General features: G+C 38.0%; 4 protein-coding genes. All 4 read left to right on the forward strand.

The genetic code is table 11. The features are described from left to right. Window positions 1–180: 180 nt before the first annotated feature. Genes BGK46_RS00640 through BGK46_RS00655 form a run of 4 tightly spaced genes read left to right on the forward strand, consistent with a single transcriptional unit; the run spans window position 181 to window position 3571 of the window. Window positions 181–1596 (forward strand): ATP-binding protein, encoded by a 1416-nt coding sequence (locus BGK46_RS00640; protein WP_254659630.1) that lies wholly within the window; start codon window positions 181–183, stop codon window positions 1594–1596. An 8-nt stretch (window positions 1597–1604) separates the two neighbouring features. Further along, window positions 1605–2267: a hypothetical protein gene (locus BGK46_RS00645; protein ID WP_084781172.1), complete on the forward strand. Its 663-nt coding sequence runs from the start codon at window positions 1605–1607 to the stop codon at window positions 2265–2267. Beyond that, a complete protein-coding gene (locus tag BGK46_RS00650; RefSeq protein WP_069586539.1) occupies window positions 2268–2744 on the forward strand; it encodes a hypothetical protein in 477 nt (158 codons plus the stop codon). Then, window positions 2744–3571: a hypothetical protein gene (locus BGK46_RS00655; protein WP_069586540.1), complete on the forward strand. Its 828-nt coding sequence runs from the start codon at window positions 2744–2746 to the stop codon at window positions 3569–3571. The genes BGK46_RS00650 and BGK46_RS00655 overlap by 1 nt, the downstream gene beginning before the upstream one ends. The last annotated feature ends 269 nt before the right edge of the window (window positions 3572–3840 follow it).

Below are 3840 nucleotides of genomic sequence, written 5' to 3' on the forward strand. Positions count from 1 at the left end.
CGATTAATGTGCTTGATTGTATTGCTTCCAATTGCTGATTTTATACTTGGCTTTGCTCATCATCTGAGACCGGTTTTGAGGCGTTGATGATCTGATCGCCGCTAGAGTGATAAGTTCAATGATTTAGGAAACAACGCCGGAAAAACAACCACCTGCCAGCGATTACTGGATTCTGCGGATATGCCATTTTTGGTGATTGAACCGGCAAAAACGGAATACAGGGTGCTTGCTAAGAACAATGACGATATTCTTATTTTCACCCTAGGGAATAATAACATTGCACCATTTAAACTCAATCCATTTGAGTTCTTCCCACACGAGAATATCACCTCTCGTGTTGATATGATAAAAGCCAGTATTGAATCCTCATTCGATATGGAAGCAGCGATCCCTCAACTAATCGAAGCGGCTATTTATCAGTGCTATGAAGATAAAGGTTGGGATATTGCTACCTCGAAGAACCGATTTTATGATGATCCTTTTTCTGATGGCGTCTATGCATTTCCTACTTTAAGTGACTTGGTGTTGAAGACCGAAGAAGTGGTCGCTAGCCAAGGTTTTGATGATCGACTTAAGCAAGATTATATTGGATCCATTAAAGCCAGATTACAAGGTTTGTTAATTGGTGCGAAAGGCATCATGCTCGATACCCCACGCTCAATTAACTTTAATGATTTGGTAAAAAGAAATGTAATTCTTGAGTTGGAAGAAATACGCAATCCGAGTGAAAAATCATTGATCATGGGCTTCGTTTTATCGAATCTAAATGAAGCGATTAGAGCGAATCATCGAGCCTATCAAAAACAAGGGAAAAAATTTCGTCATATCACCTTAATTGAAGAAGCGCACCGTTTGTTGTCTAAGTTTGAAGTTGGTGATAGTCAGAATAAAAAGCAGGGTGTTGAAACTTTTTCGGATATGTTGGCTGAAGTGAGAAAGTACGGCGAATCTTTGATTATTGTCGATCAGATTCCTAATAAACTCACTCCCGAAGTACTTAAAAACACCAACACAAAAATTATCCATAAGCTATTTGCTAAAGACGATAAAGAGGCCGTAGGGAATACTATGGCGCTCACGGATGAACAAAAAGATTTCTTATCTAACTTAGAACCAGGGAGGGTGTTACTATCGAGCTCTGGGATGAGTAAACCACTGCAAGTACAAATAAAAGAGTATATCAGCACTACCAATGAAGAAGAGATTGATGAAGATAAAATTAGAAAGTTAGCACTTAACTTTTATATCAATAACTATCGTTCAGGATTAATTCCTGGCCTAGAATTTCTCAACGTCCCACCGAATGAAGACGATATTATTGATTTTTTACATGGTAAGGTGGAAATGGCTTGGTACCAGGCTGTAGGTAAAGAAAAGAAAAAGGACGATTTATTGTATTATATCGACCGTTTTGGTTGGGAGTTTATGTGTCATTTTATTAATGAAAATTGTTACCATACGGGCGATAAGCTGGATGAGCAGGAAAGGCAATCATTGCTAAATGATTTTTCACACAGTTTGTATATAGATCGTGATGTTCGCATTAGATTGCGACATCATGATACTTTCAGAAAAGATCTAAAAGTTAAAATTTAGGAGGCGTTATGGGTTTTTTCAGTAGTTTGGGTTCAGCGTTATCTAGCATAGCGTCTAGCGCATGTAACGTAATCAGTAGTGTGGCGAGTAAAATCACAGATGCGGTAAGTGCTACCGCTACGAAGATCGCTGAATTGGGAGTGGAACTGGCAGCAAAAGTCGGTGATACGATCAAGGCGATTGGTATTAGTCTAGGTATTATTAACCCTAGCTCCGATATGGCAGAGCTTGGCGAAAAAGCCATGATGGCTGATATGAAGCCAGATGACTTTGATACCATTAATGACTACATTAAGTACCTGCAAGATGACGTGACCATTGATCGGGAAAAGTTTGATAATTTGGATGAGAAAGATCTATTGGCTCGTTCGTCGATTGGTGCATCGATTACATTAAAAGGTATTAATGAAAAGCTAGATACTGTTGTCACGCCTGATTTTTTGGCGGTAGTTGCTCAACAGGGGGTCGAATCAAAAGAAATTATCGAAACCATAAAAGTATATAAAGAAAAGCAGTTAGAGACGGGTGACTATGGTCTTTACATCAAGGATGAGTTAAGTGTTAGTGAAAGTGGAAAACATGCGGATGCATTGGTCGCAGCCTATCAGAGGGTCGATCCCGATCTATCGGTGGAACAAATAGAAGATAAAGTGATGAGGTTAAAGTCTTAAATGACAGATTATATTGTTTCTGTAAAAGGTGACCAAGCGCAAGCCTATCGACTTATTTTGGGCAAGATAGAAATTATTCGATTTGAGGGAGAAGAATATCTTCCTAAATCTGAATTTTGGCACACCTTTAAGAAAAAAATTGAATATGTTGAGGGAGAAAGAATCGCGATTATCATGATTAGGGATGATCCAGATTTCGGTATCGACCCTGATTTGACCATCGCTGGGCGATTTAATAATGACTTAGAAGATGTTCGACTAGCTATCGATGAATTTTGCTTACGGAACTGTGAAGCTTTATGCTTCCCAAATGCTATTGACAAATTGGCGCATCGAAGTGTGACTCAGGAACGGCCCTATAGCGAAGCGCCGATAGTTGATGATAACCTGTCTGATTCCGATAGCTCTTCTTCCGATGAAACTAGTATTCAGGCATTTTATCTTAAAAAAACGCGCAGCTATAAAAGGCAACAATAATGGCTATTTCCGAAAATGATTTATTATCTGCACTGGAAAATGAAACGGTAAAAAACAAAATTATTGCTATTGTTGAGAGTTCTAAACAGAGCAGTAATAAGCATCTGAACGAACAAAAAAATACCGTTGTAATTGAAGAATATAACCTTCTCAATCAGAAAAATGAAGAGTTGAAACTGGCACTGAGTGCACAAAAAGAGCAGGTAGAGGTGTTAAGGAAAAAGCTTTCCGATGTAGTTAAAGCTTATGAAGATCTAGCGCAAAAAAAGAAAAATACAGAGGAGGATCTTATTGCTTTTAAAGAAGATAACAAAAACCTGGTCGAGGCATTGAGTGAAAAGAAAGATGAGCTGGAAAGCAAGCAAGAACAAGTAAATGAGATAAATACAGCGTTAGATAAGTATAAGCATACCTTTGAAAGCGATATATTGCTCAGCCAACTGTATCACGAGTTAAGCGAAAAAACTCAGGGGTCGTTACGAGGCATTTTTAAGGATACCAGCATGCAGGGGTTAGTGGCTTGTGGTATCCAAGAAAAGAATATTTCTAATCTTTGGGATTATATAAAAAACGAAGTGGTTAACGGTGATAATGCCGATATAGATAGGGTTATTAAAATGTTTGATGCTCTATTCGAACGCTTTATTTTGGCTTATCCGATGTTCGCGTTTCAGGAAGTAACTAAAGGTATAGAATTCGACACTCAACAGCACATCAAACATAATACGAGTAAGAATACCAGCGGTCCTATTCAACACGTATTGCTCAGAGGTTATGTGAATACCAATACTAATAAAGTGATCAAGCCATCAGTCGTTTGTTTGTGAGCGGTAAGGTTAAATAAAACTACCTCTGATGAAAAGTTGGCTAATGAAAATAGTTATTTATGAGAATTTTTAATATTAAGGTTCGGGAAAGATATGCCAATAAAACCACCTGGAAAATCAAATATAGCGTGTAAAGGATGTGGTTATATTCTATCCGATAGACAAGCATTTTTAATCAAGATGCGTGTAAAGAAGTTTGTATGTCCTAAATGTCGATCGGACAAGATTACGCTCATTATGTACTAACTAAAAAGGGCGTTGTTGATCAA

Source organism: Salinivibrio sp. SS2 (genome assembly GCF_001722075.1).
Classification (GTDB): domain Bacteria; phylum Pseudomonadota; class Gammaproteobacteria; order Enterobacterales; family Vibrionaceae; genus Salinivibrio; species Salinivibrio proteolyticus.

Coding starts and splice junctions, on each gene's coding strand:
- BGK46_RS00640 (WP_254659630.1), top strand. CDS start 181: ATGCCATTTTTGGTGATTGAACCGGCAAAAACGGAATACAGGGTGCTT.
- BGK46_RS00645 (WP_084781172.1), top strand. CDS start 1,605: ATGGGTTTTTTCAGTAGTTTGGGTTCAGCGTTATCTAGCATAGCGTCT.
- BGK46_RS00650 (WP_069586539.1), top strand. CDS start 2,268: ATGACAGATTATATTGTTTCTGTAAAAGGTGACCAAGCGCAAGCCTAT.
- BGK46_RS00655 (WP_069586540.1), top strand. CDS start 2,744: ATGGCTATTTCCGAAAATGATTTATTATCTGCACTGGAAAATGAAACG.